At 59.1% G+C, this 26366-nt stretch carries 22 protein-coding genes and 1 pseudogene; 7 read left to right on the plus strand and 16 right to left on the minus strand.

Features of this window, described 5'->3' with window-relative positions; translation table 11 throughout:
- Nucleotides 1-229 precede the first annotated feature (229 nt).
- Both tfpZ and IEX16_RS03080 read right to left on the minus strand, forming a co-directional pair.
- Complete coding sequence (gene tfpZ / locus IEX16_RS03075; protein ID WP_188706504.1) at nt 230-982, minus strand: TfpX/TfpZ family type IV pilin accessory protein; 753 nt, start codon at nt 980-982, stop codon at nt 230-232.
- Nucleotides 983-1110: 128 nt separating this feature from the next.
- Nucleotides 1111-1722 carry a pilin gene (locus IEX16_RS03080; protein ID WP_308421318.1) on the minus strand — a complete coding sequence of 204 codons (612 nt, stop codon included), beginning with the start codon at nt 1720-1722 and terminating at the stop codon, nt 1111-1113.
- 354 nt (nt 1723-2076) lie between these two features.
- On the opposite strand from IEX16_RS03080, the pseudogene IEX16_RS03085 reads away from it, so the two are divergent.
- Nucleotides 2077-2969: pseudogene (locus IEX16_RS03085) on the plus strand (IS5 family transposase).
- A 157-nt stretch (nt 2970-3126) separates the two neighbouring features.
- On the opposite strand, the gene IEX16_RS20415 reads toward IEX16_RS03085, so the two are convergent.
- Nucleotides 3127-3417 (minus strand): ATPase, T2SS/T4P/T4SS family, encoded by a 291-nt coding sequence (locus IEX16_RS20415; RefSeq protein WP_444543966.1) that lies wholly within the window; start codon nt 3415-3417, stop codon nt 3127-3129.
- Between IEX16_RS20415 and IEX16_RS03090 the strand changes: the two genes are divergently transcribed.
- The gene (locus IEX16_RS03090; RefSeq protein WP_188706507.1) at nt 3336-3698 is read left to right on the plus strand and encodes a hypothetical protein; all 363 of its coding nucleotides are present in this window, start codon (nt 3336-3338) and stop codon (nt 3696-3698) included. The two genes, IEX16_RS20415 and IEX16_RS03090, sit on opposite strands and share 82 nt — an antisense overlap.
- Here IEX16_RS03090 and IEX16_RS03095 read toward each other — a convergent pair.
- The 10 genes from IEX16_RS03095 to sucC all read right to left on the minus strand — a co-directional run bounded on the left by IEX16_RS03095 (nt 3695) and on the right by sucC (nt 17221).
- Nucleotides 3695-4258, minus strand: a complete 564-nt coding sequence (locus IEX16_RS03095; protein ID WP_188706509.1) for a pilin — start codon at nt 4256-4258, stop codon at nt 3695-3697. The two genes, IEX16_RS03090 and IEX16_RS03095, sit on opposite strands and share 4 nt — an antisense overlap.
- A 159-nt stretch (nt 4259-4417) precedes the next feature.
- Nucleotides 4418-6823: a GspE/PulE family protein gene (locus IEX16_RS03100; RefSeq protein WP_188706511.1), complete on the minus strand. Its 2406-nt coding sequence runs from the start codon at nt 6821-6823 to the stop codon at nt 4418-4420.
- Nucleotides 6820-7611: a 3',5'-cyclic-nucleotide phosphodiesterase gene (locus IEX16_RS03105; RefSeq protein WP_188706513.1), complete on the minus strand. Its 792-nt coding sequence runs from the start codon at nt 7609-7611 to the stop codon at nt 6820-6822. Before IEX16_RS03105 ends, IEX16_RS03100 begins: the two co-directional genes overlap by 4 nt.
- Before the next feature lie 33 nt (nt 7612-7644).
- Nucleotides 7645-9894 carry a CHASE2 domain-containing protein gene (locus IEX16_RS03110; protein ID WP_188706515.1) on the minus strand — a complete coding sequence of 750 codons (2250 nt, stop codon included), beginning with the start codon at nt 9892-9894 and terminating at the stop codon, nt 7645-7647.
- 63 nt (nt 9895-9957) lie between these two features.
- A complete protein-coding gene (locus IEX16_RS03115; RefSeq protein ID WP_188706517.1) occupies nt 9958-10611 on the minus strand; it encodes an FHA domain-containing protein in 654 nt (217 codons plus the stop codon).
- A 38-nt stretch (nt 10612-10649) separates the two neighbouring features.
- A complete protein-coding gene (locus IEX16_RS03120) occupies nt 10650-11435 on the minus strand; it encodes a Stp1/IreP family PP2C-type Ser/Thr phosphatase (RefSeq protein ID WP_188706519.1) in 786 nt (261 codons plus the stop codon).
- A gap of 9 nt (nt 11436-11444) precedes the next feature.
- A complete protein-coding gene (locus IEX16_RS03125; RefSeq protein WP_188706521.1) occupies nt 11445-14144 on the minus strand; it encodes a CHASE2 domain-containing serine/threonine-protein kinase in 2700 nt (899 codons plus the stop codon).
- A 219-nt stretch (nt 14145-14363) separates the two neighbouring features.
- On the minus strand, nt 14364-15065 hold the full coding sequence (locus tag IEX16_RS03130) for a TerC family protein (RefSeq protein WP_188706523.1): 702 nt from the start codon (nt 15063-15065) through the stop codon (nt 14364-14366).
- 85 nt (nt 15066-15150) lie between these two features.
- Complete coding sequence (gene sucD / locus IEX16_RS03135) at nt 15151-16044, minus strand: succinate--CoA ligase subunit alpha (protein WP_077591559.1); 894 nt, start codon at nt 16042-16044, stop codon at nt 15151-15153.
- 16 nt (nt 16045-16060) lie between these two features.
- Entirely contained in the window at nt 16061-17221 is a 1161-nt protein-coding gene (sucC, locus tag IEX16_RS03140) for an ADP-forming succinate--CoA ligase subunit beta (protein ID WP_188706525.1), read from the minus strand.
- A 198-nt stretch (nt 17222-17419) separates the two neighbouring features.
- Here sucC and argC point away from each other — a divergent pair, with 198 nt between their 5' ends.
- On the plus strand, nt 17420-18343 hold the full coding sequence (gene argC, locus IEX16_RS03145; protein WP_188706527.1) for an N-acetyl-gamma-glutamyl-phosphate reductase: 924 nt from the start codon (nt 17420-17422) through the stop codon (nt 18341-18343).
- Nucleotides 18344-18465: 122 nt separating this feature from the next.
- Here argC and recX read toward each other — a convergent pair whose 3' ends face one another.
- Both recX and recA read right to left on the minus strand, forming a co-directional pair.
- Nucleotides 18466-18984, minus strand: a complete 519-nt coding sequence (recX, locus tag IEX16_RS03150) for a recombination regulator RecX (RefSeq protein WP_188706529.1) — start codon at nt 18982-18984, stop codon at nt 18466-18468.
- A 56-nt stretch (nt 18985-19040) separates the two neighbouring features.
- Nucleotides 19041-20174 carry a recombinase RecA gene (gene recA / locus IEX16_RS03155; RefSeq protein ID WP_188706531.1) on the minus strand — a complete coding sequence of 378 codons (1134 nt, stop codon included), beginning with the start codon at nt 20172-20174 and terminating at the stop codon, nt 19041-19043.
- A gap of 152 nt (nt 20175-20326) precedes the next feature.
- Between recA and IEX16_RS03160 the strand changes: the two genes are divergently transcribed.
- The 4 genes from IEX16_RS03160 to IEX16_RS03175 all read left to right on the plus strand — a co-directional run bounded on the left by IEX16_RS03160 (nt 20327) and on the right by IEX16_RS03175 (nt 24392).
- Nucleotides 20327-20827: a MarR family winged helix-turn-helix transcriptional regulator gene (locus IEX16_RS03160; protein ID WP_188706533.1), complete on the plus strand. Its 501-nt coding sequence runs from the start codon at nt 20327-20329 to the stop codon at nt 20825-20827.
- 269 nt (nt 20828-21096) lie between these two features.
- Nucleotides 21097-21771: a response regulator gene (locus IEX16_RS03165; protein WP_188706535.1), complete on the plus strand. Its 675-nt coding sequence runs from the start codon at nt 21097-21099 to the stop codon at nt 21769-21771.
- Between the two features lie 233 nt (nt 21772-22004).
- Entirely contained in the window at nt 22005-23441 is a 1437-nt protein-coding gene (locus IEX16_RS03170) for a sensor histidine kinase (RefSeq protein ID WP_188707155.1), read from the plus strand.
- Between the two features lie 159 nt (nt 23442-23600).
- Nucleotides 23601-24392 (plus strand): gamma-glutamyl-gamma-aminobutyrate hydrolase family protein, encoded by a 792-nt coding sequence (locus IEX16_RS03175; RefSeq protein WP_188707157.1) that lies wholly within the window; start codon nt 23601-23603, stop codon nt 24390-24392.
- Nucleotides 24393-24487: 95 nt separating this feature from the next.
- On the opposite strand, the gene IEX16_RS03180 is transcribed toward IEX16_RS03175, so the two are convergent.
- A complete protein-coding gene (locus IEX16_RS03180; protein ID WP_188706536.1) occupies nt 24488-26356 on the minus strand; it encodes a potassium transporter Kup in 1869 nt (622 codons plus the stop codon).
- Between the last annotated feature and the right edge of the window lie 10 nt (nt 26357-26366).

Consider the following 26366-nt stretch of genomic DNA (forward strand, 5'->3'; position numbering starts at 1 on the left):
CAGCTTCGGGCACTTGGGCGCTCATGGTGAACACCCCACATCCCTGCCAATGCGGCAAAACAGCCCCAAGAAAACAGCCATGGCAGCACAGCAGGCGAGGGCCCTGGCGCAAACGGATTTAACCAAGGCAGGACCAGCAAACTGAACGCGACGACGGGCAACATCAAAATAATGTCAGAGGATCGAGACGCGGAGGTTCACAGGCGAGCCTCCAAAGCCAGTGGCACCACTAGAAAAAACCGTCTACTGGCAAATACCCCAGGATGCGTGCATCGGGGAGAGCAAGCAGGGCGACGCCACTTGCGTGGCGGGACGTCATGGGCAGGAAGCGCATGTTTTCTGGCGCCACGTCGTGACGCGCGGCTGCGGCACGGACGGCGTCAGCCTGCTCAGGGAATTTTTCAAGCAGCAATTTCACAGGACGTGCCTTGTTGAAAACCGCATCTGCATAGGACGCGTAGCTGACCCAGCGCTCGGGCTGCATGGCGAGATCAAGCCCTTGCATGCCCAAATCCAGGCCGCGCAACATCTCTTGCTGGCTCGCGGATTTTCGAGCGGCAAGCAAGGTCGGACCGGTCCACGGCAGTTGGCGATACTCGGGAAGCGCCTGGCCCAACTGCAAGGGCTCTATATCGGCGGCCGTCACCACCTGGAGCCGGTCTACTTCAAACACCAGATGCACCGGGCGCGCGATGGCGATGGTGTACATCCCATAGCCAAACGCCAGCAGTTGCACCAGGACAATCAGAGCGATATCACGCCGCAACTCGGCGTGCGGTTTGGACGGATTGGCCACCAATGCCGTTAAAACCGGGCCCAACACAAGGTCAATGCCCACCAGCATGGCAAACAAGGCCAAGCCGCCGGCCAGTGTTGAGTACGGCGATGGATACCAAACCAGAAAAACGAGCAGGCTGGCCAGCAGCGCAATGCCGGCGCTGATGAGAAAGTGCAGTCCTGAAGCGCGAACGCGAAGACTCATTCAGTCACCCCCACAAGAAAAGAAACAAGGCTTGAGTTTGCCATGCGTATGTGCATGCAACCAGGGCCACAAAAGCAAAAAGGCCGCAACAGCGGCCTTTTTGCAAGGATGCAATCCTGTTTACAGGCTTAACGGCATTCGGCGGGTGCGAATTTGCCAAGCATCGTGGCGGCAGCGGTGCCGGCGAAACCGTCGACTCCACCCTTACCGGCGGTGTAGCAAGTCCAGACGAGAGCGCCTGTTGGAGGAGTACCCACGGTCAGCAAAGCACCATTTGAAGAAGGGTTCATGAGCAGGGTATTGGTAAGTGCAGGAACAAGAGCAGCTTGATACGCCACCGTAATCAGCCCGGTGGCCGTTGCTCCGGTGATGTTCAGCACGTTCTTCGTCAGCCCGGCAGCCGCTGGCGTCTGCATAATGCAATCACCAGCTGCATTACATACCGTCGCCGCAGCGGCAGTACCCGTTGTCATGCCGGCGAAAAATCCACCACTGGCAGCGGGGGTGGCATTCGAAGCATTGTCTGCCACGACGACTTTCAGCGAGCTACCCAACACGATACCTTCGGTCACTTTGGCCCGGATGGTGTAGTCCTGATAAGCAGGCAAAGCCACCGCCGCCAAAATACCGATGATTGCCACAACAATCATCAACTCGATCAGGGTAAAACCCTTTTGCATGGAACGCTTCATAAAAACTCCTTGGTTGAGAAACTTGCGGAGTGAATAGGCAGTTTTCATGCCACCCTCTAAGCCCCCAAAAATTAGCCCAATCAGGCTACATCTGTGAGAGAGAAGTTACCATTTCCGTCAAGATGCAAAAACGACCAGACATTTTTGTCATTTGATACAAACTGATCACACCATCTTCAAATCAGTCAGCCCCATCTGTACTTTTTCCATCCCGTCCATGTTCAGCGTCCGCATGCTGCTGTTGACAGCAGCAGAAAACAGCTCGGCCACCTGGGGATTCTCTGCATAAGTCAGCCCAATAGGCCGACCAGACGTTGAGTGTTGATGAAACAAATAGGCCTTGCCGCCACCGGATTTGAACTTGTGGCCAAGCGCACGCGCAAGCGCAAGTTTCTGGATGAGATGAATCTGGTGGTGCCGTGGGCCGAACTGGTTGGATTGATTGAGCCGCATGGGCCGACGGGCAAGACAGGACGCCCGCCCTTTGCGGTGTCGACCATGCTGCGCATTCACTTCATGCAACAGCGGTTCGGTTTGTCTGACCCGGCCATGGAAGAAGCCCTGCACGACGTGCCGCTGTACTGCGAGTTCGCCAGACTGGACGCAGGCATCACCTGGTTGCCTGACGAATCCACCATTCTGCGGTTTCGCCACTTGCTTGAAGAGAACAACCTGAGTATCCAAATCATGGCCACCATCAATGCCACCTTGGCCACCAAGGGCCTGATGCTCAAGACCGGTACGGTGTTGGATGCCACTTTGATCGCCGCGCCGAGTTCGACCAAGAACAGCCGCGGTAAGCGTGACCCCGAGATGCGCCAGACCAGGAAAGGCAACCAGTGGCACTTTGGGATGAAGGCCCACATTGGTGTCGATGCTGACTCTGGACTGGTACACACCGTCATCGGCACAGCAGCCAACGTCAACGACGTCACCCAAGGACACGGCTTGCTGCACGGCAAGGAAACTGTGGTGTTTGCTGACGCAGGCTCCAAGGGGCGACGAAGCGTGCTGAAGCGACGGGCGTGGACTGGCATGTGGCCATGCGTCCGGGCAAACGCCGGGCACTGGATAAGCATTCGCCCTGGGGAGACCTGCTGGACAAGGCTGAGCAGCTCAAAGCCAGTGTGCGCGCCAAGGTGGAGCATCCCTTCAGAGTCATCAAATGCCAGTTCGGATTTACCAAGGTCCGCTACAAGGGACTGGCCAAGAAGACGGCGCAACTGGTCACGCTGTTTGCCTTGAGCAATTTGTGGATGGCCAGAAGGCGAGTTCTTCGGGGAGCGCTGGGATAAGTGCGTTTGCAATGCGGGCAAACGCCCACCAGCAGCCTGAAAAGGCCTCGAACCAAAGCAAATGTGCTCAGGAAATCAGTGAAAACGCACTTCAGGTTTCATCGTGTGAATTCTTGCCGTTCAACTCCCGCTGCAGCGCGAGTTACGCAGAGCATCCCTAAGCTCTTTCCTGAATGATTTTTTTAGCGGCATCGTCGGCAATCATGAGCTCATGCAGGCCAATCCGTCCCTTGTAGCCGGTCTGGTTGCACTTGTCGCAGCCCACCACCCGGCATATTTTGAGCTTGCCGCTCTCGCCATACAGTCGAACGCAGCCGTCGTAGATTTTTTTGTCCCGACCGCAGGGTCCGCCTTCCAGGCCGACGAATGGCGAAGCTCTTCGGCGTATTCGGCCATGAAGGTTTTCACTTCTTCTGCGTCGGGGTAATAAGCCTCTTTGCAGTCGCACAATTTTTTTGTCCGGTGCTGGGCCAATATGCCGAGCAGGGCGTCGGCAAAGTTGAAAGGGTCCATGCCCGTGGACACGCTCTCCTTGTCGCGCAACTCACCACAACCCGCGCAAAGAGCAAAAGCGCGGGCTGCGGCGGTTTTGAATTCTGCAAGTCGCTCAAGGAAATAAACGTTATTCGATTCTGCCATGCGCGCGCGCAGGCACAACCAAGCCACCCAATGCAAGAAGGCCGCAACGGCGGCCTTCTTGCAAGGATGCAATCCTGTTTACAGGCTTAACGGCATTCGGCGGGTGCGAATTTGCCAAGCATCGTGGCGGCAGCGGTGCCTGCGAAACCGTCGACTCCACCCTTACCGGCGGTGTAGCATGTCCAGACGAGGGCACCTGTTGGAGGAGTACCCACGGTCAGCAAAGCACCATTTGAAGAAGGATTCATGAGCAGGGTATTGGTAAGCGCAGGAACAAGAGCGGCTTGATATGCCACAGTAATCAGCCCGGTGGCCGTTGCTCCGGTGATGTTCAGCACGTTCTTAGTCAGCCCAGCAGCCGCTGGCGTCTGCATGATGCAATTACCAGCTGCATTACATACCGTCGCCGCAGCGGCAGTACCCGTTGTCATGCCGGCGAAAAACCCACCACTGGCAGCGGGGGTGGAATTCGAAGCATTGTCTGCCACGACGACCTTCAACGAGCTGCCCAGTACGATACCTTCGGTCACTTTGGCCCGGATGGTGTAGTCCTGATAAGCAGGCAAAGCCACCGCCGCTAAAATACCGATGATTGCCACAACAATCATCAACTCGATGAGGGTGAAACCCTTTTGCACGGAAAGCTTCATGAAAAACTCCTTGGTTGAGAAAAGCGATGAACATATGAGCAGTTTTCATGCCCACACCGTAGGATGCGTAGAAATGCTCAATTTAGCCGATATTCACCAAGGAAAGGCCGCCTAAGTTGACCTTTCTCGTCGGCCAGGGGGCCGGGGGCGACAGTTTTGTCACTTGATGCAGACTGACCGGACCATCTTCATGTCCGTCAGCCCCATCAACACCTTCTCCATGCCGTCCATCTTGAGGGTACGCATTCCGCTGTTGACCGCCGCTGAAAAAAGCTCAGCGACCCGCGCCCGTTCCTGAATCAGCTTTTTTGCCGCATCGTCGGCAATCATCAACTCGTGCAGGCCGATGCGCCCTTTGTAGCCGGTCCGGTTGCACTTGTCGCAGCCCACCGCACGGTAAAGGGTGAGTTTGCCGTCTTGGCCATAACGCTCCATCCAATCGTCGAGCAGTTCTTGCGCTGCTCCGCCAGGGTCGCTCTTCCAGGCGTCGGTGTTGCGCAGTTCTTCAGCGTATTCTTTGATGAAGTCCTTCAGCTCCTGTGAATCCGGCTGGTAGGCCAGCTTGCAATCGCAAAGTTTTTTCGCAAGCCGTTGCGCAAGAATGCCCAGCAGGGCATCGGCAAAATTGAAGGGGTCCATGCCCATGTCCAGCAATCGCGTGATGGACTCCGGCGCCGAGTTGGTGTGCAGGGTTGAAAACACCATGTGCCCTGTCAAGGAGGCCTCCACACCCATCGAAACGGTTTCCTTGTCGCGTGACTCGCCGACCATGATGATGTCCGGATCAGCACGCAGAAAGGCGCGCATGACCAGCGCGAAATCAATGCCGGCTTTCTTGTTGATCTGAACCTGGCGCAGGCCCTTCTGCGTGATTTCCACCGGGTCCTCAGCGGTCCAGATTTTGGTATCCGGCGTATTGAGGAATTTCAAAATGGAATGCAAGGTCGTGGTTTTGCCCGAGCCAGTGGGACCGCACACGTAAAACAGGCCATAGGGCTTGGTCACGGTTTTTTCCAGTCGCTCCCTGTTGTGCGTGGTCAGGCCGAGCTTTTCCAGCGGAATGGGTTCGCCCGCTGCCAATATGCGCATGACAACATCTTCCACGCCGCCGGCCGAGGGAATGGTGGCTACGCGCAATTCGATATCAAGCGGGCCGTACTTCTTGAACTTGATCTTGCCGTCCTGCGGCTTGCGTTTTTCCGAAATATCGAGATCACACATGATCTTGAGCCGGGTCACCATGGCCTGGCGAAACTGTGCCGGCACTTCGATGTAGGGCTGCAGGGTGCCATCAATGCGGAAACGAATGCCGGTCTTTGCCTTGCCAGGCATGGGCTCGATGTGGATGTCGGACACCTTCTGCTTGTACGCATCAATGATGACCTTGTTGACAAACTTGACCAGCTCGTTATCGGCAGCAGCAGACTCCAGGGCAGAATCGTCGCCACTATCATTTTCAAGCGGCGAGTCCATGTCAGCCAGCAGCTGATCGATGGAGCCCCCTTCGTTTCCTGCACCGAAAAGCTGGTTCAGCGTTTCGTCAAATTCAGTTTGCGTCGTCACGCAGTAGGAAAACTTGCTGTTTTTCGGAAACACCTGAGGAACGACCCGTGCGCCGCGCACGGCCTCGGGGTCAACACACATGATGATCAGGCCCTCGGGAGTTTCTTCCAGCGGCATCCAGCCTTGCTGCTCGACAAAATGCCGCTTGAGCAAGCCATGCAGCATCTCTGAACGAATGCGCCCGGCGTTGAACGTTTCATAAGGCACGCCAAAGAATTTAGCCAGTGAAGCGCCTATTTGTGCCGACCGGATCCGATAGTCCGCCATCAACAGATGCTCCACCGACTGCACTTCTTCACGGGCTTTCTGCACACACTGCAGCAATTCATCTTGCGACAACACGCCGTCGGCCACCAGCCCATCGTATTTCGTCGCCCTGCGCCGCTGGCCATCCTCCACCTTCTGCAGACGCTGACGAATCGCAATGCCCAGGGTCTTGCACAACTGCTGCGCGCCATCTTCCTCAAGCTTGGCGAACGGTTGATCGCTTCGGTTGTTGATGACCTGGAGAACCCCATACAGGGTACTGCCATTCATCACCGGGGCAACCAGCATTTGCTTGGTGCGGTAGCCGGAGCGTTTGTCCACCTCTTGCAGGAAACTCAGCTTGGGATGGATTTTCTTGAGTGCTTCATCGTCATACACATCGGCGATGTTCACCATGGCCTTCGACAGCGCCACATAGCCCGCAATGCTTTGCGCGCTGATGGGCAGCTTGAGGTCCCGGCTGGTATTGAGGCCCGTCTTGACTTTGGAAACAATTGACGTGCGGTCCTCGTTGACGGCATACAGGGTAAGCCGGTCTGCGTTGAAGAGCTTGCAGATGTCCTGGCTCGCGTCCAGCATGATCTGGTCGATGTTTTCGGTCTCGTGAATCCGGTTGGTCACCAGTTGCAACTGGCGAAAATACAGCGCTTCAAAAGTCACTCCCCGCTCCTGCGGCGGAAGCATCTGAGAGTTGAAGAAATCGTCTTCGTGGTCTCGTTGTACGACGGCGCTCATAGTTCAAACTCCTGACCCGCGCGCAACCAGCGTATGTCGTGGGTGACGTTGGGACCAAACGGCGCCGTCTTGTCGAAGCGCTGGATTTCGGCCATGATCAAATCGGTTTCTGCCGGCTTGGTATGGGTGATGTAAATCGGGTAATTTTTGCCTTTGTCGATGCAGTCGAGCTCGCTGGCAAGCGCATGGGGCGACAGATGCAAACTGCGCCTGGCCAAGTCGCGCTCCCTGTTGCTGAAGGCAGTTTCGATCACCAGCATGGCGACGTTGAGCTGGTTGATACGTTGCCAAAGCGCGGGGTTGCGTTCAGTGTCACCGGTAAACACCCAGCAGCCAGCGCCAGCAGCCACCGAATAACCGACCGCCGGCACCGTATGAACCGCAGGCAGTACTTCCACAAATTTTCCGGCGAGCAACAGTGTCTGTCCAATCGCCAACGGGTGGAAGCTGATAAAAGGTGCCTCAGGCGTCGGTATTTTCGAGAAATCAGGCCAGATGGTGTTGTTGAAGATATGTGCCCTCAACGCATCTATCGTGCCCTGCAGCGCATGAATCTGTATCGGACTTGTCCGCTGGGCCGCAATCGCGTCGACCATCAGCGGCAGCGCCGCAACGTGATCAAGGTGGGAATGGGTGAGCAGAACGTGGTCAATGCCGCGCATCTCATCAAGCGTGAGATCACCAACCCCCGTCCCGGCATCGACCAGCACGTCATGATCGAGCAGGAAGGACGTGGTTCGGCAGTCTTTGGCGATAGCCCCGGAGCAACCCAGTACACGTACTTTCATGGTTTTTACGCTTGATGCGCCGACATGCTGCGCTTATTTGGTTTCGAAGTTGGTTGCGCCGTCCCATTCGGGATCAAACGGTAGCAATCGCATGGAGGCTACACGCTCTGCGTACAAGCGGTAAAGGTACTTTTGCGCATTCATACGCTGTAAGTTGAGCAAATGCACATCGCAAGCGTCCCAGGCCTGGTCGCGGTAGGCCTTGAGGCCCAAAGCCCACTCCCTCAACTCGGCACCTGTTCGCGCATCGAGCAGGCCCAACGGCGCCAGCGGGCAGAAAATGGCCACCGCCTGATCCTTGCCCTTGACCCGCACCCTGTCCAGCTCTTGCCAGGCAAACGCTGTGGCGAGCTTGCGGGTCGAGTCGCTGACCACGGTATCAACCCCATAGATTTTGGACAACCCCTCCAGGCGCGAACCGAGATTGACCGAGTCGCCAATCACGGTATAGCTGCGCCGGATGTGGGAGCCCATGTCGCCGACACACATGCTCCCGGTGTTCAACCCGATGCCTATGCCGATTTCCGGTAACCCTTGGGCGCGGTGTTCTTCGTTAAGCTGGCGAATCGCATGGGCCATTTCGATGGAGGTTTTGACCGCCAGACCGGCATGCTCCGGCGTTTCCACGGGTGCGCCCCAAAACGCCATCACGCAATCCCCCATGTATTTGTCAATGGTGCCTCGGTTATTGCGGATCAGGTCAGTCAGCCTGCTGAAAACATTATTGAGCAATGCCTGGAGTTGCGTGGGCTCCATAGTCTCGGACATTTTGGTGAAACCGCGCATGTCACAGAACATCACCGTCAGCTCCTTGGCCGACGCCTTCATGCTGTAGCTGTCAGGGTCTTTGACCATTTCATCGACGAGCTCAGGCGGCACATAGGTGCCAAATAAATGGGCCAATTCGCGTTTGGAACGGCTTTCGACAAAGTAGCCATAACTCATGTTCAACGCAAAGGCGGTCAGCGCCATCACCAGCGCGGTGGCCAGTGGCAACACCAGTCCATACGCGGAGTACAACCAGAAATTGAGGCCGACCAGAAAGGCGACCATGCCCACGCTGGTTGCTACGGCCTTGAGGGCGGACAGCAGGGGTAGCGCAAATGCCAGTGTCAGCCCGGACAAAATCAGAATCAGTACGTCATACCCCACCGCGTAATCCGGCTTGACAAACACCTTGCCATCGAGGAAACCCGAAATCACGTTGGCGTGGGTCTCCACGCCCGGAAAGGTTTCCCCGACAGGCGTCACCCTCAAATCGAGCAAACCCGGCGCGGTGGTGCCCAGCAGAATAATCTTGTCCTTTAGCTGGCCCGGCGCTACCTGTTTAGCGAGCACATCGGAGGCCGAGATGTACCTGAAAGAGCCGCCGCTGGCGCCACCCGGCCCCCGAAAAGGCACCAAGGTTGCCACCCGGTCGTCGACAGGAATAGCCAGCGTCTTGTTGCCCTGCTTGAGCAGAATGCTCTCAAGGCTCTGGTAATTGCGGGTCAAAAATCTTTCCTGCGGAAACCCAGGCTCGACGCCCGGCAAACCGATCAGCATGCGAAACATCGCCAACGACAGAGATTCGTAATATTGGCCTTTGTATTCGGCCACCAAAGGGATGGAGCGAACAACGCCATCCCCCTCGGTAATGGAGTTGAAAAAGCCCGCCATCGGCGCCGCCTTGGCAACCGCGTCAATATTGGCGCCGTAGCCGCTCCAGCTGGTGACCTTGATAAGTCGGCCTTTCATCGCCTCGCGGTCCATCACCGGGGCCGGCAACAGGCCGTTGACCCGTCCATCCCGGTCACTTGTGAAGTAATAACCCAGAACCACCGGGCGCTTGGCGATTGATTTTGCAAAGACAGCGTCGTAGTCCAGACTGTCCTGTATCTGGCCAAGCTTGTCGGCAAATGCCGGCTGGTCCTTCATTTCGTTTTGCGCCAGCTGCCTGAGCCGCTTCAAGCCGGAACTGTCATCGGCCTCCGCAAAAACTACGTCAAAACCGAGCATGGCCGCTTGCTGGCGGTCCAGCAATTCTTCCACCAAATCAGCCAGCTTGTTGCGCCCCCAGGGCCAGCGGCCCACCTCTGCGAGGCTTTTTTCGTCAATGTCCACAATGACGATGCGCTCGTCGAGCGTTTTGGGCATGGTGGCGCGAAGCCGGGCATCGTAAAGAATGTCGTCAAACCGCTGCAGAACATCCAGCCGAAGCACGCCACCTGCATGCAGCAATGCAAAAATCAGCGGGATCAGCGTGACAGCAATGCGACGCCAGTGCCGAAAAAGAAGTCGCATAGGGCCTCTCAGAGTGCGGCGCTTAAAGTCGGTGTTCCGGTCAACGCCACACAACCACCTGGATCAATGCTGCACAAACTGCATTTGTGTGCCTGCCAGCTCCAGAAGATCACCGTTTTTAAGCGGGACTGGCTCCGCACCAATGGACGCCCCATTGAGGGTAGGTCGGTTTTCGCCTTCCACATGCGCAACAACAAAACCCTGAGGCCTTTTGGTAATGGCGGCAACCGCCACGCCCGGTTTGCCAATGGTGGTGACGACCTTGACCAGCGCGACCTCCCGGCCAGCCGCTGCGCCCGACATCACCTTGATGGCCGCACGGCCCGTGCCCCCATCCACCGGAGAGGGCGCAACCGCATGGGCTGCCGGTGCGGCCAAGCCCGCCGAACCCGCCTTGATGATCATCGTTTTCTCGAAGCCCGCGCTTGTGGCTTCATTCACATACTTGATCTTGTACTTGCCGATCTCGACAATGTCACCATTGCTCAGTTGCTGCTTTTTGACGGCTTTGCCGTTGAGATAGGTGCCATTGGTGCTGTTCAAATCTTCGACAAACACTTCATTGCCCGACATTTGCAGAACCGCGTGCTCGCCACTGACGGCCAGGTTGTCGATGACGATGTCGTTGTAAGGCCGCCGACCCAAAGACGTACGGTCCTTGGTCAGTTGCACGTCCTTGATGACGACACCGTCAATAGAGACGATCATTTTCGGCATGGCCGACTCCTGTCATTTTTTAATTTAGCTCTCAATGGCTATTTTCCCAACATTCTTGATAGTAGTCCGCGTTTAACCGAGGCTTCCTTGGCTTGTGTCAGCAGGACTGAAATATTATCCCGCCCCCCCCCGTTATTGGCCGCAATAACAAGTTGCTTGGCGATCTGATCGAGCGATTTCGATCCCAATAGAATAGCTGCAATCGCTTCGTCGGTGATCATGTCGGACAAGCCATCAGAGCACATCAGATATATATCACCCAACTCCACCCGGTGTTCGTTGACTTCCAGCAACACCGCATCCTCGACCCCCAGAGCCCGCGTGACCAGGTTCTTGTTCACCGAAGTGAGCGCTTGTTCAGGTGTGATCAGCCCCGCATCTATCTGCTCCTGCAGCAGTGAGTGGTCTTTGGATATCTGCTGAAACTGAGTTCCCCGCAGACGGTAACAGCGCGAGTCACCGATATGGCCCAGCATCAGGCGCATGCCCTGAAACACACCGACAACCAGTGTGGTGCCCATGCCGGAATATTGAGGGTTGGAGTTGGCCGCATTGAAAATGGAATGGTTGGCATTTTCAACGCAAATTTCCATGGCGCGTCGCACCTCCTTGGCGTTGGCGTTTTTTCCCGCTTGGGACAACCATCGTCCCAACTCCGACTTGATGAAGGCGGTGGCCATACCGCTGGCTATTTCTCCAGCGTTATAGCCACCCATGCCGTCGGCCAGAATGCAGAGGTTGGTAGCGGCATCGAAAGTCACCGCGTCTTCGTTATTGTCCCGAGTTAACCCCGGGTCAGTCTGGGTGCAAATCTCGTAAATCATTGCTTTTTGTTATGGCTTCAATTCTTTTTCGGCATGGCCTGCCGCGGCGTCGAAAGGTGTTTGAGTGACGACTGTCTTTTCAAATGAAGGTAGCTCTCCGGCTGCTAAAGCGACGGTTTTTTCGCCTGCGTCTGACGCCCCCACAGCCTGCAAAACCGTCGCAGAAGGCGGCGAAGTGACGGCGCCAGACAGCTCTGCGATTACAACGCGCAGATCTGCGGCAAACTGCCCACCCTCCTGGTACCGGGTCTCGGAATTTTTACTGAGCGACAAGGCCACGATATCCGCCAAGCGCCCGGGTAACTGAGGTTGGATGATACGGATATCCGGTGCGGGCTCATTGGCGATTTTGTACATCAACTCCGCCATCGAGTCACCGCGGAAAGGCAGCACACCTGCAAGCATCTGAAAAAGCATCACACCCAACGAATACAGATCCGAGCGGCCATCGACCTTTTTGCCGGCGATCTGCTCGGGCGACATGAAGCTCGGCGTTCCAAGCACCATGCCGGTTTTGGTTTTGCTGGAGTCAGTGATGCGGGCAATCCCGAAATCAGTCACCTTGACGGTGTCGCTCTGGGGGTCATACATGATGTTGGCAGGCTTGATGTCGCGGTGCACCACGTTTTGCTTGTGGGCATAAGCCAGCGCCTCCGCCACACGCGCAACAATCGAAAGCACCTTGGGAATGGCCAGCAGATGACCGTCTTTGGTCACATCGGCCAGATCCTTGCCCTTAAGGAACTCCATGGCAATATAGGCCAAGTCATGCTCTTCGCCGGCATCGAAGATCGTCACGATGTTCTGGTGCTGCAGCCGGCCTGCGGTTTCAGCCTCCCGGAAGAAGCGCTCGCGGGCATCTGTCAGCTCGTCGCCTTCGAACTCCTGGCTCAATGCCATCGTCTTGATCGCCACCACCCGCCCGATTTTCGGGTCTTTGCCCAGATAGACCACGCCCATCGCGCCCTTGCCCAGTTCCTTCTCAACCTGATAACGCCCGAGCATCGGTTTTTCAACCCCGCCGCCGTCGAGCAGCATGGTCCCGCCCGGATGCGAGCCACCGCCACCCAGAATAACGGTTTCAGAGAGGTTTTTGGCACGGTTGAGTTTGGATTGAAGGTCTTTGTGGTTCTTGTTGTAAGTGGCCATGTATTCGTACACGGCTTGGGCCTTGTTGAACTGACGCTTGCGCTCAAAATCGAGCGCCAGGTTGTTCATGTTGTCCATCAGCGCATCGGTGAAAGGCACGCGGTGAAAACGGTCAAACGCCATATCGAGCTGCCCCTGCCCCTGCAAGGCCAATCCCATCATTCGATTGGTTTCGGCCGACTCCTCGTCCGACCTGAGTTTGCCGGCTTCGGTCATGAGGAAGCGCTTGGTGGTCAGCGCCAGATGCCCGATCATCAGCAGCGCGGCTGGAAACACCAGCTTGAGCCAGGTCGCCGCTGCCGACAGCAAAACAAACTCGATCACCAGCAGCGCCACAAACACCAGCAGCGTCACCATCGCCGCCTTGCCGGCAGACAGACGCGGCAAACCGGCGATCAGGTAAGCAGCGACCACCAGCCACACCCCCAGCGTAGCCCAGATGCCCCAGCCCGGCTGAACGATGAAATGCTCACTCAGTATGCTGGAGGTGATGTGGGCAATGGTCTCCGCGGGCGACAGCCCCGGACCGGCTGGCGTGGGGAACTGTGTCCCCACCCCGGCGGCCGTGGCGCCGATGACCACAATCTTGTCGGTGTACTTGCTGGATGGAATTTTGCCTGACAGCACGTCATAGAAAGAGTCCACCGTAAACGCCGGTTTGCCGTCCCGGCCTTTGTAGAACTGCGGCAGCATCAATGCAGCCTCGTCGGTGCCGATGCGCAATTTGCCGATTTGCACCGACTCCACCCCATTCAATTTGATATCTCGCGCGTCAAGGTTCAGGCTTTTGACGGCTGCCAGCAAACCCATCGAGGGCACCGCCTTGCCGTAATAGTTGATCAGCAAAGGCTCCTGTCGCACCGCACCATCCACGTCAGGCAGCTGGTTCAAATGCGCAACACCCGCCGCGCTGTTGCCAATGATCTCTATCGGCTGTTGCCCCCGAACGGCGGGCAGCGAGAAACCCCCGGTCTCTTCCACGGCGCTTTTGAGCGCGTATGCGGGCAGCGGACTGTCGGGCTTGCCCTGGGGTTCACCCAGCACAAACACCGAGGGAACCAGCACATTGGCCGCTTTGGCCATGCTTGCGGCAAGCTTGGCATCCGTGTCCAGCGTGATCTCGGCCTCCGCGATGACCTTGCTCAGCTGCTCACTGAGCCCACCCTGGGAGACAGCCGGGTCGCTCACCGGCCCCAAGGCTTCCTTGATCTTGCGAATGAACACCAGGCCACGGTCGGTTTGGGGTTCAAAAAAGAACGCTGTATGGGCAATCGTTTTGGCTTTGGCTGCGGCCAACTGGTCAATCAGTTGCGCATGCACATCGCGCGACCAGGGCCAGCGGCCGATGTTGGCGATGCTCTGGTCGTCGATGGCAATGATCGCGATGCGGTCGGAGGGCTGGCGCGAAGTGCTGGTGCTGGCAAAGTCGTAATAGCGACGCTCCAGCGCGCCAAAGAAGTCGGTGGCTGCGTGCAAGCCCAGCACGGCCAGCACCACCAGGACTCCAACAAACCAGTCTGCCCGCCAGAATTGCCCGCGCTTACTTGATGATGTGGCCACGTCCCGCCCTTTGTCCTGGTTCGCTGTTCATATCCACTCTCACCGATTTGGTCGCGTAAAGCGACCGCCCCGCCACGTTACATCGCGGTTACAAATTTCCTATTGTGGACATTAACAGACGCCTTGAACACGGACAAGAGACTTTTGCACACGGCACAAGGCCGTGTTGCAAATTAGATGCCGTAAGCGCCTAGGCTACAGCCCCGGTAAGGCCGGGGCTCAGGCCGGGCTTGCCGGCTTGTGCCGAGCCTGCACAATCTTGCCCGCCGCGAGGACAAACAAAGCACCTACCGCTGCCGCCACGTAACTCCAGGCCGCCGACTCAGGCAAATAAGCCTTGATGGCGGGGTCGGTGTACGCCATCTGACCGGCAATCCAGCCCAGCAGCATGGCGCCCAGCGTGATGATGATCGGAAAACGCCCCATCAGCTTCAGCACAATCTGGCTGCCCCAGACAATGATGGGAATGCTGACCAGCAAACCGAAAATTACCAATGGCAGTTGATGGTCCAGATGGGCGCCCTGGGCGGCACCCGCAATCGCCAACACGTTGTCCACACTCATCACCAGGTCCGCAATGATCACGGTTTTGACCGCGCCCCAGAGCTTGTCGCTGGAGCTTATGTTGTGCGCGTCCTCGCCTTCGGGTTGCAGCAGCTTGACGCCAATCCACAGCAGCAGCAAGGCGCCGACAATCTTGAGGTAGGGAACGGCCAGCAGCGCCAGCGCAAAAGCAATCAGCAAAACGCGCAACACAATCGCGCCCATGGTCCCGTAAATAATGCCCTGGGTGCGCTGCTTGGCAGGCAGGTTCCGGCATGCCAGGGCGATCACCACCGCGTTGTCGCCACCCAGAAGGATGTCGATCATGATGATCTGGCCAACCGCAAGCCAGAAACTGGCCGTCATGAACTCTTCCATGGAAACCTCTCAAAGGGAATCGAAAAGGCCGATTGTCAGCGAAGACAATCGGCCCAACAGTTGACCGGACTCAATTTTCCGGAATTTACAGCAGGGCTTTGAGCAATTTCGCCATTTCTGACGGATTGCGTGTCACCGTGAAGCCGCATTCTTCCATGATGGCGAGCTTGGCATCGGCCGTGTCGGCACCACCGGAGATCAGCGCGCCCGCATGGCCCATGCGTTTGCCGGCAGGGGCGGTCACACCGGCGATAAAGCCGACGATGGGCTTTTTCATATTGGCTTTGCACCACATGGCGGCTTCAGCCTCGTCAGGGCCACCGATTTCGCCAATCATGATGACAGCATCGGTGTCCGGGTCGTCATTGAAGGCGCGCATCACGTCGATGTGTTTCAGGCCATTGATCGGGTCGCCGCCGATGCCGACGGCGCTGGACTGACCCAGGCCGATCTCGGTCAGTTGCGCCACGGCTTCATAAGTCAGCGTGCCGGAGCGGCTGACCACACCAATGCGGCCTTTGCGGTGGATGTGGCCGGGCATGATGCCGATCTTGATTTCTTCAGGCGTGATCAGGCCGGGGCAGTTGGGGCCCAGCAGCAGGGTTTTTTTGCCGCCGGCAGCTTCCTTGGCCTTCATGCGGTTGCGCACTTCCAGCATGTCGCGCACGGGAATGCCTTCGGTGATGCAGATCGCCAGGTCGAGGTTGGCTTCAACAGCTTCCCAGATGGCCGCGGCAGCGCCTGCAGGCGGCACGTAGATCACCGATACCGTGGCACCAGTGGCCTTGGCGGCCTCCGTCACGTTGGCAAAAATCGGGATGCCTTCGAAATCTTCGCCGGCTTTCTTCGGGTTCACGCCGGCGACAAAGCACTCCTTGCCGTTAGCATAATCGCGGCACATGCGGGTGTGGAACTGGCCGGTCTTGCCGGTGATGCCCTGCGTGATGACTTTGGTGTTTTTGTTGATGTAGATGGACATGTTCTTGGCTCCGGGCTTATTTGACGGCGGCGACGATTTTGGTCGCGGCTTCGGCCATGGTGTCTGCAGCAATGATGGGCAGGCCTGAGTCGGCCAGCATCTTCTTGCCCAGGTCCTCATTGGTGCCCTTCATGCGCACCACCAGTGGAACCGACAGGTTAACGGCCTTGCAGGCGGTGATCACGCCGTCGGCGATGGTGTCGCACTTCATGATGCCACCGAAGATATTGACCAGGATGCCTTTGACATCGGGGTTCTTCAGCATGATCTTGAAGGCTTCAGTGACCTTTTCCGCCGTGGCGCCACCGCCGACGTCCAGGAAGTTGGCCGGCTCGCCGCCGAACAGCTTGATGGTGTCCATGGTGGCCATGGCCAAGCCGGCGCCGTTGACCAGGCAGCCGATGTTGCCGTTCAGGCTGATGTAGGCCAGGTCAAACTTGCTGGCCTCGACTTCGGCCGGGTCTTCCTCGTCCAGGTCGCGATAGGCGACGATTTCCGGATGGCGGAACAGCGCGTTCGGGTCGAAGTTGAACTTGGCATCCAGCGCCTTGATGTTGCCGTTGCCTTCGAGAATCAGCGGGTTGATCTCGGCCAGGCTGCAGTCGGTTTCCATGTAGCACTTGTAGAGCTTTTGCAGCACGTCCACGGCCTGGGCGGTGGAGCCCGGCGGCACGGTCATGCCGTCGGCCAGTTCCTTGGCTTGCGCGTCGGTCAGGCCCAGAGCCGGGTCGACAAACACCTTGATGATTTTTTCGGGCGTGGCGTGCGCCACTTCCTCGATGTCCATGCCGCCTTCGGAAGACGCCATGAAGGCGACGCGCTGCGTGGCGCGGTCGGTCACGGCCGAGACGTAATATTCTTTCTTGATGTCGGCGCCGTCCTCAATCAGCAGTCGGCGGACTTTTTGGCCGGCGGCGTCAGTCTGGTGCGTGATCAGTTGCATGCCGAGGATTTCGCCGGCGAGTTGTTTGACTTCATCGATGCTGCGCGCCAGCTTGACGCCGCCGCCCTTGCCACGGCCGCCCGCGTGAATTTGCGCCTTGACCACCCAGACCGGGCCGCCGAGTTTTTGCGCAGCTTCAACAGCTTCCTGCACGGTGAAGGCGGGAATGCCGCGCGGCGTGGGCACACCAAAGTTGCGCAAGATTTCCTTGCCTTGGTATTCGTGAATTTTCATGAAATTACTTCCAGGAGTCGGTAAAAAGGAGGCGTCAGCGGGGGTGATGTGGATCTGCCACATTTTGCAGAATTCCCCAAAATGTAACGCCGTCGATCACTGCGGGCAGCAGCGCAGAACTGTATCATGTTGCGATGCACAATTATTGTGCGCGCCTGACCCCTCCGTAATTAGCAATTTTCACAGGAAGAAGCCTCCATGGCCAAGGTCTTTATCGACGGTGAAGCGGGAACCACGGGTCTGCAGATCCGCGAACGCCTGCAAGCCATGCCCGCCATCGAGCTGGTCAGCATCGCGCCTGAGCTGCGCAAGGATGCGGCGGCCAAGCGCGCACTGATGGGCACGGTTGACTTGGTGGTGCTGTGCCTGCATGACGACGCGGCGCGCGAATCGGTCGCCATGATCGACGACCTGGCCCGTATCAGCGGCAGCAAGGGCCCGAAGATCATTGATGCGTCCACCGCGCACCGCACGGCGCCGGGTTGGGTATTTGGTTTTCCCGAGCTCGCGGCCGGCCAACGTGAGGCGGTGGCTAGCGCCGACCGGGTTGCCAACCCAGGTTGCTATTCCACCGGCGCGATCGCGCTGATCCGCCCGCTGGTCGATGCCGGCCTGCTGCTGAAAGACTATCCGCTGGCCATTCCGGCGATCAGCGGCTACTCTGGCGGCGGCCGCAGCATGATCGAGGACTACGAAGCTGGCAAGGCGCCGCCGTACCAGGTCTACGGCCTGAACCTCAAGCACAAACACCTGCCGGAGATCATGAAATACACGGGGCTGACACGCCGACCGGTGTTCACGCCTTCGGTTGGCAACTTCAAGCAAGGCATGCTGGTGCAACTGCCCTTGCACCTGGATCTGCTGACGGGCCAGCCCACCGCAGCCCAATTGCAGGATGTACTTGCGCGTCACTACGCCGGCAGCCCCTGGGTCACGGTCGAGCCGGTCGGAGACTGCACCTCTATTGATGCCTTGGGCCTCAACGACACGAACAAGATGGAGTTACGGGTGTTCGGCAACGAGGAATTCCGCCACGCAGTGCTGATTGCGCGGCTTGACAACCTGGGCAAGGGCGCTTCGGGCGCGGCCGTGCAAAACCTCGAACTGATGCTGGGTTTGTAGTCCTCATTGCTCTTGAATTGATAGCTGCTTGCGCCTGGCCGACGGGGGCTTACGGCCAATTTGGCTCTATAAAAGTCAGGAAAGGGGGTCCAACCCGCCATGATCGCGAGCAAGGCTGTCGCCTAATCGTCTTCCGACTGCGACACCACGCGGCGTATCGCCTCTGACCCGAAACCCCGCGCTGCCAGAAAGCGCATTTGTTTGCCGCGCGCGGCGGCGTCCGGCGCAGGCTCACCAAACTTCTTTCGCCAGACTTCGCGCGCGCGCGCGACCTCACTGGCTTTGAGTCCGCTGACGGCCTCAGCCACCGCTTCGGGCGCCAGGCCCTTGCCCTGCAGTTCATGGCGGATGCGCGCCGCACCGAAACGCCCGGCGCGCCGGTTGATCACTGACTCGACCACCCGCGCTTCGCTGATGAAGTCTTTGGCCTGCAGCTCGTCGAGCACCTGGGCCAGTTGCTCGGGCGACTCGGCATGAGCGGACAGCTTGCGCTCCAGCTCGGCGCGTGAATGCTCACGCGCCGCCAGGTAACGCAGGGCGCGGCCCTTGAGCGACAGGCCGAAACCTGTCGCTGTGGCCGCCTTGCCAGTCACCTGCCCGGCGCGCGACCCCAATTTGTTATTGTTTTGGTAGCTACTCATGCTTACTGGACAAGGGCGGGAGTCCGATTTGACTCACCATCCGAAGCCTTGCACCTTCAGGCAACTAGCGCCTTCGGTGCCTTCTCGGCTTTTTCTGCCTTGTCCGCTTTATCGGTCTTGTCCGCTTTTTCCGCTTTTTCCGGTTTGCCGCCGACGGCGTCCTGGATCAGCGGGATGCCCAGCGACTCGCGCACCTTGTTTTCAATTTCCATCGCCAGTTCCGGATTTTCTTTCAGGAACTCACGCGAGTTGTCGCGGCCCTGGCCAATCTTTTCCCCGTTGAAGGCGTACCAGGCACCGGCTTTTTCGACGATATGCGCGGCCACACCCAGATCCAGCACCTCGCCGAGGCGGCTGATGCCTTCGCCATAAAGAATGTCGAACTCGGCCATCTTGAAGGGCGAGGCCACCTTGTTCTTGACCACCTTGACCCGGGTTTCGTTGCCGACCACCTCTTCGCCCTTCTTGATCGAACCGATGCGGCGGATATCGAGACGCACCGAGGCGTAAAACTTCAGCGCATTGCCGCCGGTGGTGGTTTCCGGGCTGCCGAACATCACGCCGATCTTCATGCGGATCTGATTGATGAAAATCACCATGCAGTTGGCCTTCTTGATGTGGGCCGTCAGCTTGCGCAGCGCCTGGCTCATCAGGCGGGCCTGCAGGCCGGGCAGGGAATCGCCCATTTCGCCTTCAAGCTCGGCCTTGGGTGTCAGCGCCGCGACCGAGTCGATCACGATCAAATCAACTGCGCCGGAGCGGGTCAGTGAATCCACAATTTCGAGCGCCTGCTCGCCAGTGTCGGGTTGGGAAATCAGCAATTCCTGCAGATTGACGCCCAGTTTTTGGGCGTACTGGATGTCCAGCGCGTGTTCGGCATCGACAAAGGCGCAGGTGCCGCCGAGTTTCTGCATCTCGGCAATCACCTGCAGGGTCAGCGTGGTTTTGCCAGACGATTCCGGGCCGTAGATCTCCACCACCCGGCCGCGCGGCAGACCGCCGACGCCGAGCGCGATGTCCAGGCCCAACGAACCGGTGGAGACCACCTGGATGTCCTCGATCACCTCGCCGGCGCCCAGCTTCATGATGGTGCCTTTGCCGAACTGCTTTTCGATCTGGGCCAGGGCGGCTTGCAGGGCCTTGGCTTTTTCGGTGTTCAGGGCGGGGTTGCTGCGATTGGGCATGTCCATGAAAAGCTCCTTGAGTTGAAAGTTTTGCTTGTTCCAGCTCTGCTTTTAATCACAGCGCTGGATGCATGACCAGTACTTTATGGGCGTCGTTGAAATAAGTAAACCCCATTTTTAGTCAGTTTGCCTGATCAATTGCCTGTATCATTTTTGGCATGGATTTTAGCCCTGTTCCGACCCCCGCTGCCGCGCCGGCCGACGAGGAAAACTGGCGCTTGACCCACCTGGGCCGCCTGCTGGGCCACGCCTTGCGGCGTTTTGACGAGCGCGTGTTGATGTTGATGGCGCGCAATGTGGACGTGCCCCTGGCCCTGTCCAACCTGGCCGCGCGCGCCCAGGTCGGCGCGGCGCACATCCACATCACGCGGCACCTGGCGGTCGGCGGCTCGCGCCTGACCGACCTGGCGCAAAGCGCCGGCATGAGCAAGCAGGCCATGGGCGACCTGGTGGACCAATGCGAGGCCTGGGGCCTGGTCCTACGCGAGCCCGACCCGCACGACAAACGCGCCCGCGTGGTGATGTTCACCGCGTCCGGCCTGCACTGGCTGCAAGCCTTTCGCACCGCAGTCAGCCAGGCCGAGACCGAGTTCCGCCAGGCCGTCGGCACCGACGTGGCGACCGTGGTCGCGCTGGGCCTGGAAGCCTATGCTGGGTAAAAATGGGGCCCCCACGGTCGCGCACTGCGTGTCGCTCCCTGCCCCCCGAGGGGGCCGCTGCGCCTGCGGACTGGCAAAGCCAGATCCGCGGCCCCTGCTTGGAAAGACAGAAAGGCATTGGCATAGCGCACTAGAGGCTATGAAAAGCATGGGCGCAGCCAGTCAGCAAACCGGAGGGGATAAAAGCCTAGAATTTGGAAAACAGCCTCAGAGCCGTTTCAGCCTGCGCCCTCCGCCGGAGCGTGCAGTCATCCCCTCAGGAGACAAGCATGCGTATTTTGATCGCCGAAGATGACCAGGTCCTGGCTGACGGCCTGCTGCGCACCCTGCGCGCCTCCGGCGCTGCGGCTGACCATGTGGCCAGCGGCACCGAAGCCGATGCCGCGCTGCTGACCAATACCGAGTTCGACCTGCTGATCCTTGATCTGGGTCTGCCGCGCATGCACGGGCTGGAAGTGCTCAAGCGCCTGCGCGCGCGTGGCTCGGCCATGCCGGTGCTGATCCTGACCGCCGCCGACAGCGTCGAAGAACGCGTCAAGGGCCTGGACTATGGCGCCGACGACTACATGGCCAAACCGTTTTCGCTGCAGGAGCTTGAAGCGCGCGTGCGCGCCCTGATTCGTCGCGGCATGGGCGGCGCCAGCAGCACCATCAAACACGGCCCGCTGGTGTATGACCAGGCCGGGCGTGTGGCCACCATAGACGGCCAGATGGTCGAGCTGTCGGCGCGCGAGCTCGGTTTGCTGGAAGTGCTGTTGCAGCGCGCCGGCCGCCTGGTCAGCAAGGACCAGCTGGTCGAGCGCCTGTGTGAATGGGGCGAAGAGGTCAGCAACAACGCGATAGAGGTCTACATCCACCGGCTGCGCAAGAAAATCGAGAAAGGCCCGGTGCGGATTGCCACGGTGCGCGGCCTCGGTTATTGCCTCGAAAAGATACCTGGTTAAATGGCCCCCACGCTTTTCACTGCGTGTAACTCCCTGCACCTTGCAAGCCGCCGCTCGCCAGAGGCTTCGCTTCTGGTGCCTGTCCAAACCTGCTCAGGCAGGTTTGGAGCCGCAGGTGCCAGCCCCGAGGGGGCCGCTGCGCCTGCGGGCCAGCAAAGCCGGACCCACGGCCCCGGCTTAAATGAAGAGAACGTTCGGCGGGCCTCAGCCCGCCCCGCTTTTAAGCTGTGGCACTGAGGCTTTTCCAGCGCGAGCGCCGCAGCCTGTTTGGCGAGATCCTGGACTGGATGCTCACGCCGCTGCTGCTGCTGTGGCCCATCAGCCTGGCGCTGACCTGGCTGGTGGCACAGAACATTGCCGGCAAACCTTTTGACCGCGCGCTCGAATACAACGTGCAGGCCCTGAGCAAGCTGATCGTGGTCAAGAACAAGCAGGTGCAGTTCAACCTGACCGGGCCGGCGCGTGAGATCCTGCGCGCCGACGACACCGATCTGGTCTTCTACCAGGTGCTGGGCACACGCGGCGAGTTCATCAGCGGCGAGCATGATCTGCCGCTGCCGCTGGACGAGGAACTGTCCACCGATGGCGAGGTTCGGTTGCGCGAGGACACCATGCAGGGCCAGGAAGTTCGCGTGGCCTACACCTGGATCAAGGTCGATGTGCCGGGTGCCCACCCCATTCTTGTGCAGGTGGCCGAGACGCTGGAGAAACGCAAGACCTTGGCCACTGAAATCGTCAAGGGCGTGATGGTGCCGCAGTTTGTCACGCTGCCGCTGGCGGTGCTGCTGGTCTGGCTGGCGCTGGTGCGCGGAATCAAGCCGCTGGACCAGCTGGAAAAACGCATACGCGCGCGCAAGTCCGACGACATGAGTCCGCTCGACGAAAGCGTGGTGCCCGAAGAAGTGGCACCGCTGGTCTCGTCGATCAACGATCTGCTGAACCGGCTCAAGGTGCTGCTGACCACGCAAAAACGCTTCCTGGCCGACGCTGCCCACCAGCTCAAGACGCCGCTGGCCGGCCTGCGCATGCAGGCCGACCTGGCCCAGCGCGAGACCGATGCCGACGAGCTCAAGAAATCCCTCAAGCAGATCGGACGTGCCAGCGTGCGCGCCACCCACACTGTCAACCAATTGCTGGCGCTGGCGCGCGCCGAGACCACTGGCCGCAGCCTGGCCAAGCAGAAGCTGGACGTGGTGCAGGTGCTGTCCGACGCCATCCAGGACTCGGTGCCCCGTGCACTGGAAAAACATATTGACCTGGGTTACGACGGTCCGCCGCCCGGCGAGACAGCAAGCATGCTGGAGGCCAATCCGACGCTGCTCAAGGAGCTGGTGCGCAACCTGCTGGACAACGCGCTGAACTACACACCCGATGGCGGTCAGGTCACGGTGCGCCTGCTGACCGACCGCTTCAGCGGCGTGGTGGTGCTACAGGTCGAAGACTCGGGCCCAGGCATTCCGGCAGCCGAACGGGAGCTGGTGCTGCAGCCGTTTTACCGTGCGCTGGGCACCAACGTGGACGGCTCGGGTCTGGGCCTGGCCATCGTCGAGGAAATTGCCAAGCAGCACGCCGCCACGGTCACCATCGAAGACGCCATGCCCGGGCACAGTCCGGCGGGCACACGCGTGACCATCCGTTTCATGGGTTTTGCAGACCTGCCGCTGGAATGAGGTCTTGTCCGGCGGGGCAATGAGCGCCTGTCTGTAAGCGCAGGCATGCCGGTCTGCCTACACTGGGGCATTCCTTCCCGGAGATATGCCCCGCCCATGAGTCCCAAGCCCCACACCCTCCCTGCCGCCGATGCCAGCGCCAGGGAAAGCCGGCGCCACATGCGCACCCGCCTGAAGATCGGCCTGTCGGCCTGTTTTTCCCACGCCGATCCCACACGCTCCCTGTTCACCGGCAAAACCTTGCAATACGTCGAACAAACCGTGGCGCACTGGGTCATGTCCTCTGGCGCCATGGTGGTCATGGTGCCCTGCCCGACCGGCAGCACCCAGCGCGGCGACGTGAACTTTGACGATTACGCGCAATGGCTGGACGGCCTGGTGCTGCACGGCGGCGCTGACGTCTGGCCCGGCAGCTACGGCGAAGCCCCGCTGGAAGAACGCTGGTCTGGCGACCGGGTGCGCGACGATTACGACAAGGCACTGGTCGCTTCATTTGAAAAGGCCGGCAAGCCGGTGTTCGGCATCTGCCGCGGCCTGCAGCTGCTCAATGTCGCCTTTGGCGGGACCTTGTATCAGGACATCACAACTCAGGTGCCCGAATCCTTTGTGCACCGCGATGCGGTGAGTTACGACCAGAACTTCCACAGCGTGGAGATCGTGCAGGGCTCCCGGTTGTCGTGCCTTTATCCGGGCCTGGAGCGAGTGCGCGTCAACAGCATTCACCACCAGGGAATCAAGGACCTGGCGCCAGAGTTCGAGGCCGAGGCTTTCAGCGTGGACGACAGGATTGTGGAGGCGATACGCCGCAAGGATCCGGAAAAAAGTTACATCGCGGCCTTGCAGTGGCATCCGGAGTTTCACCAACCGGGTTCGGACACGATTGACGATGCGGCGGTGCTGGAGGATTTTCTTTCCGCCGTGGCGGCGGCGAAGAAACGGCTGATGGCCTGAACACGATGCCCGAGGTTTTGCGTAGAACAGCTATTAATTCAATAGCTATTCAGGACCACTTGCCAGAGGCTTGAGGCTCAAATGGCACTCAATATTCAGATTTCGATCTTGCTGCCCAGCTCCACCACCGAGTTGTTGGGCAGGTTCAGAAAGTCAGCGGCGCCGCCCGCGTTGTGGTGCATCTGAGCAAACAGTTTCTCGCGCCACGGCATCATGCCACCCCCTATCGTGGGCACCACCACGTCACGCGACAGGAAGTAGCTGGTTGTCATGGTCTCCAGCTCACAGCCACGCGTGCGCATCTGCTGCAGCGCCTTGGGCACGTCGGGGTCGTTCTTGAAGCCGTAGTGGATCACCACCTGCCAGCAGTTGTGGCCCAGCGATTCAATCACCAGGCGTTTGTCCAGGCCGATCCAGGGCACCTCATGGTTGTGCACGGTGACAAACAGGTTCTGGTCGTGCAACACCTTGTTGTGCTTGAGGTTGTGCAGCAATGCATTGGGCACCACGCCAGCCTCGGCGGTCAGGAACACGGCGGTACCTTCAACGCGGGCGGGGGGACTGACAAACACCGCTTCCAGAAAACTCGGCAGGTCGATGGCGTCGGCACGCAGCTTGTTGTTGAGCAGCGCCCGGCCCTGCTTCCAGGTCATCATGACGGTAAACATCACCACACCGATCAGCACCGGGAACCAGCCACCGGCGAGAAACTTCAGCGCGTTAGAGGCGAAGAACATCAGGTCGACGATGAAGAAGAGGCCGGTTGCGCTCACGCACAGGGCCAGTGGCAGCTTCCATCTATAGCGGATCACAAAAAAGGTCAGCACCGTTGTGATCAGCATGTCGGAGGTCACCGCAATGCCGTAGGCCGAGGCCAGATTGGTCGAATTCTTGAACAACACCACCGCGATCACAATCGCGGCGAACAGCGACCAGTTCACGGCGGGAATGTAGATCTGACCGGTTTCGTGCACCGAGGTGTGGCGGATCTGCATACGCGGCAAATAGCCCATCTGAATCGCCTGTTTGGTCACCGAGAAGGCTGCGGACAGCAGGGCCTGCGAGGCAATCACCGTGGCCGCAGTGGCCAGCAGCACCAGCGGAACCAGCGCCCACTTGGGCGCCATCAGGTAAAAGGGGTTGGTCACGGCTTCCGGGGTGTAGATAAGCAGCGCGCCCTGACCGAAATAGTTGATCAGCAGGGCCGGCATGACCAGCGCAAACCAGGCCATGCGGATCGGTTTTTTTCCGAAGTGGCCGAGGTCGGCATACAGCGCTTCCGCGCCCGTGACACACAGCACCAGCGCGCCCAGCAGCACAAAGGTGATGCCGGGGTGCTGGAAGATGAAGCGCAAGGCATGGTGCGGGCTGACGGCACCCAGCACCTCCGGATGGGCCCAGATGTGCGGAATACCCATCACCGCAATGGTGACGAACCACACCACACAGATCGGACCGAACAGCTTGCCTATGCCCGCGGTGCCGTTCTTCTGGACGTAGAACAGTCCGAAGATCACTACCAGCGCAATCGGCATGATGTAGTCATGAAAGGCTGGCGACAGCAGTTCCAGCCCCTCAACCGCCGACAGCACCGAAATGGCCGGCGTGATCACGCCGTCGCCATAAAAAATTGCGGTGCCGAAAATGCCCACGCCCAGCAGCCAGCGCCGCAGTTTGGGCTTGTCGTTGACGGCGTTGGTGGCAAGTGCCAGCATCGCGATCAGGCCGCCTTCGCCGTTGTTGTCGGCGCGCAGGATCAACGTGACGTATTTCAGCGAGACAATCACGGTGATGGTCCAGAAGACCATGGACAGGATGCCATAGACGTTGTCCGGGGTCAGCGGCACATGGCCCGACTCGAACACAACCTTGAGGGCATACAACACGCTGGTGCCGATGTCGCCGTAAACAATGCCGATGGCGCCTAGAGTCAGCGCTGCAAGTGATGATTTTTTACTGGACACAAAAAATTCC

The organism is Polaromonas eurypsychrophila (genome assembly GCF_014641715.1).
Taxonomy (GTDB): Bacteria; Pseudomonadota; Gammaproteobacteria; order Burkholderiales; family Burkholderiaceae_C; genus Polaromonas; species Polaromonas eurypsychrophila.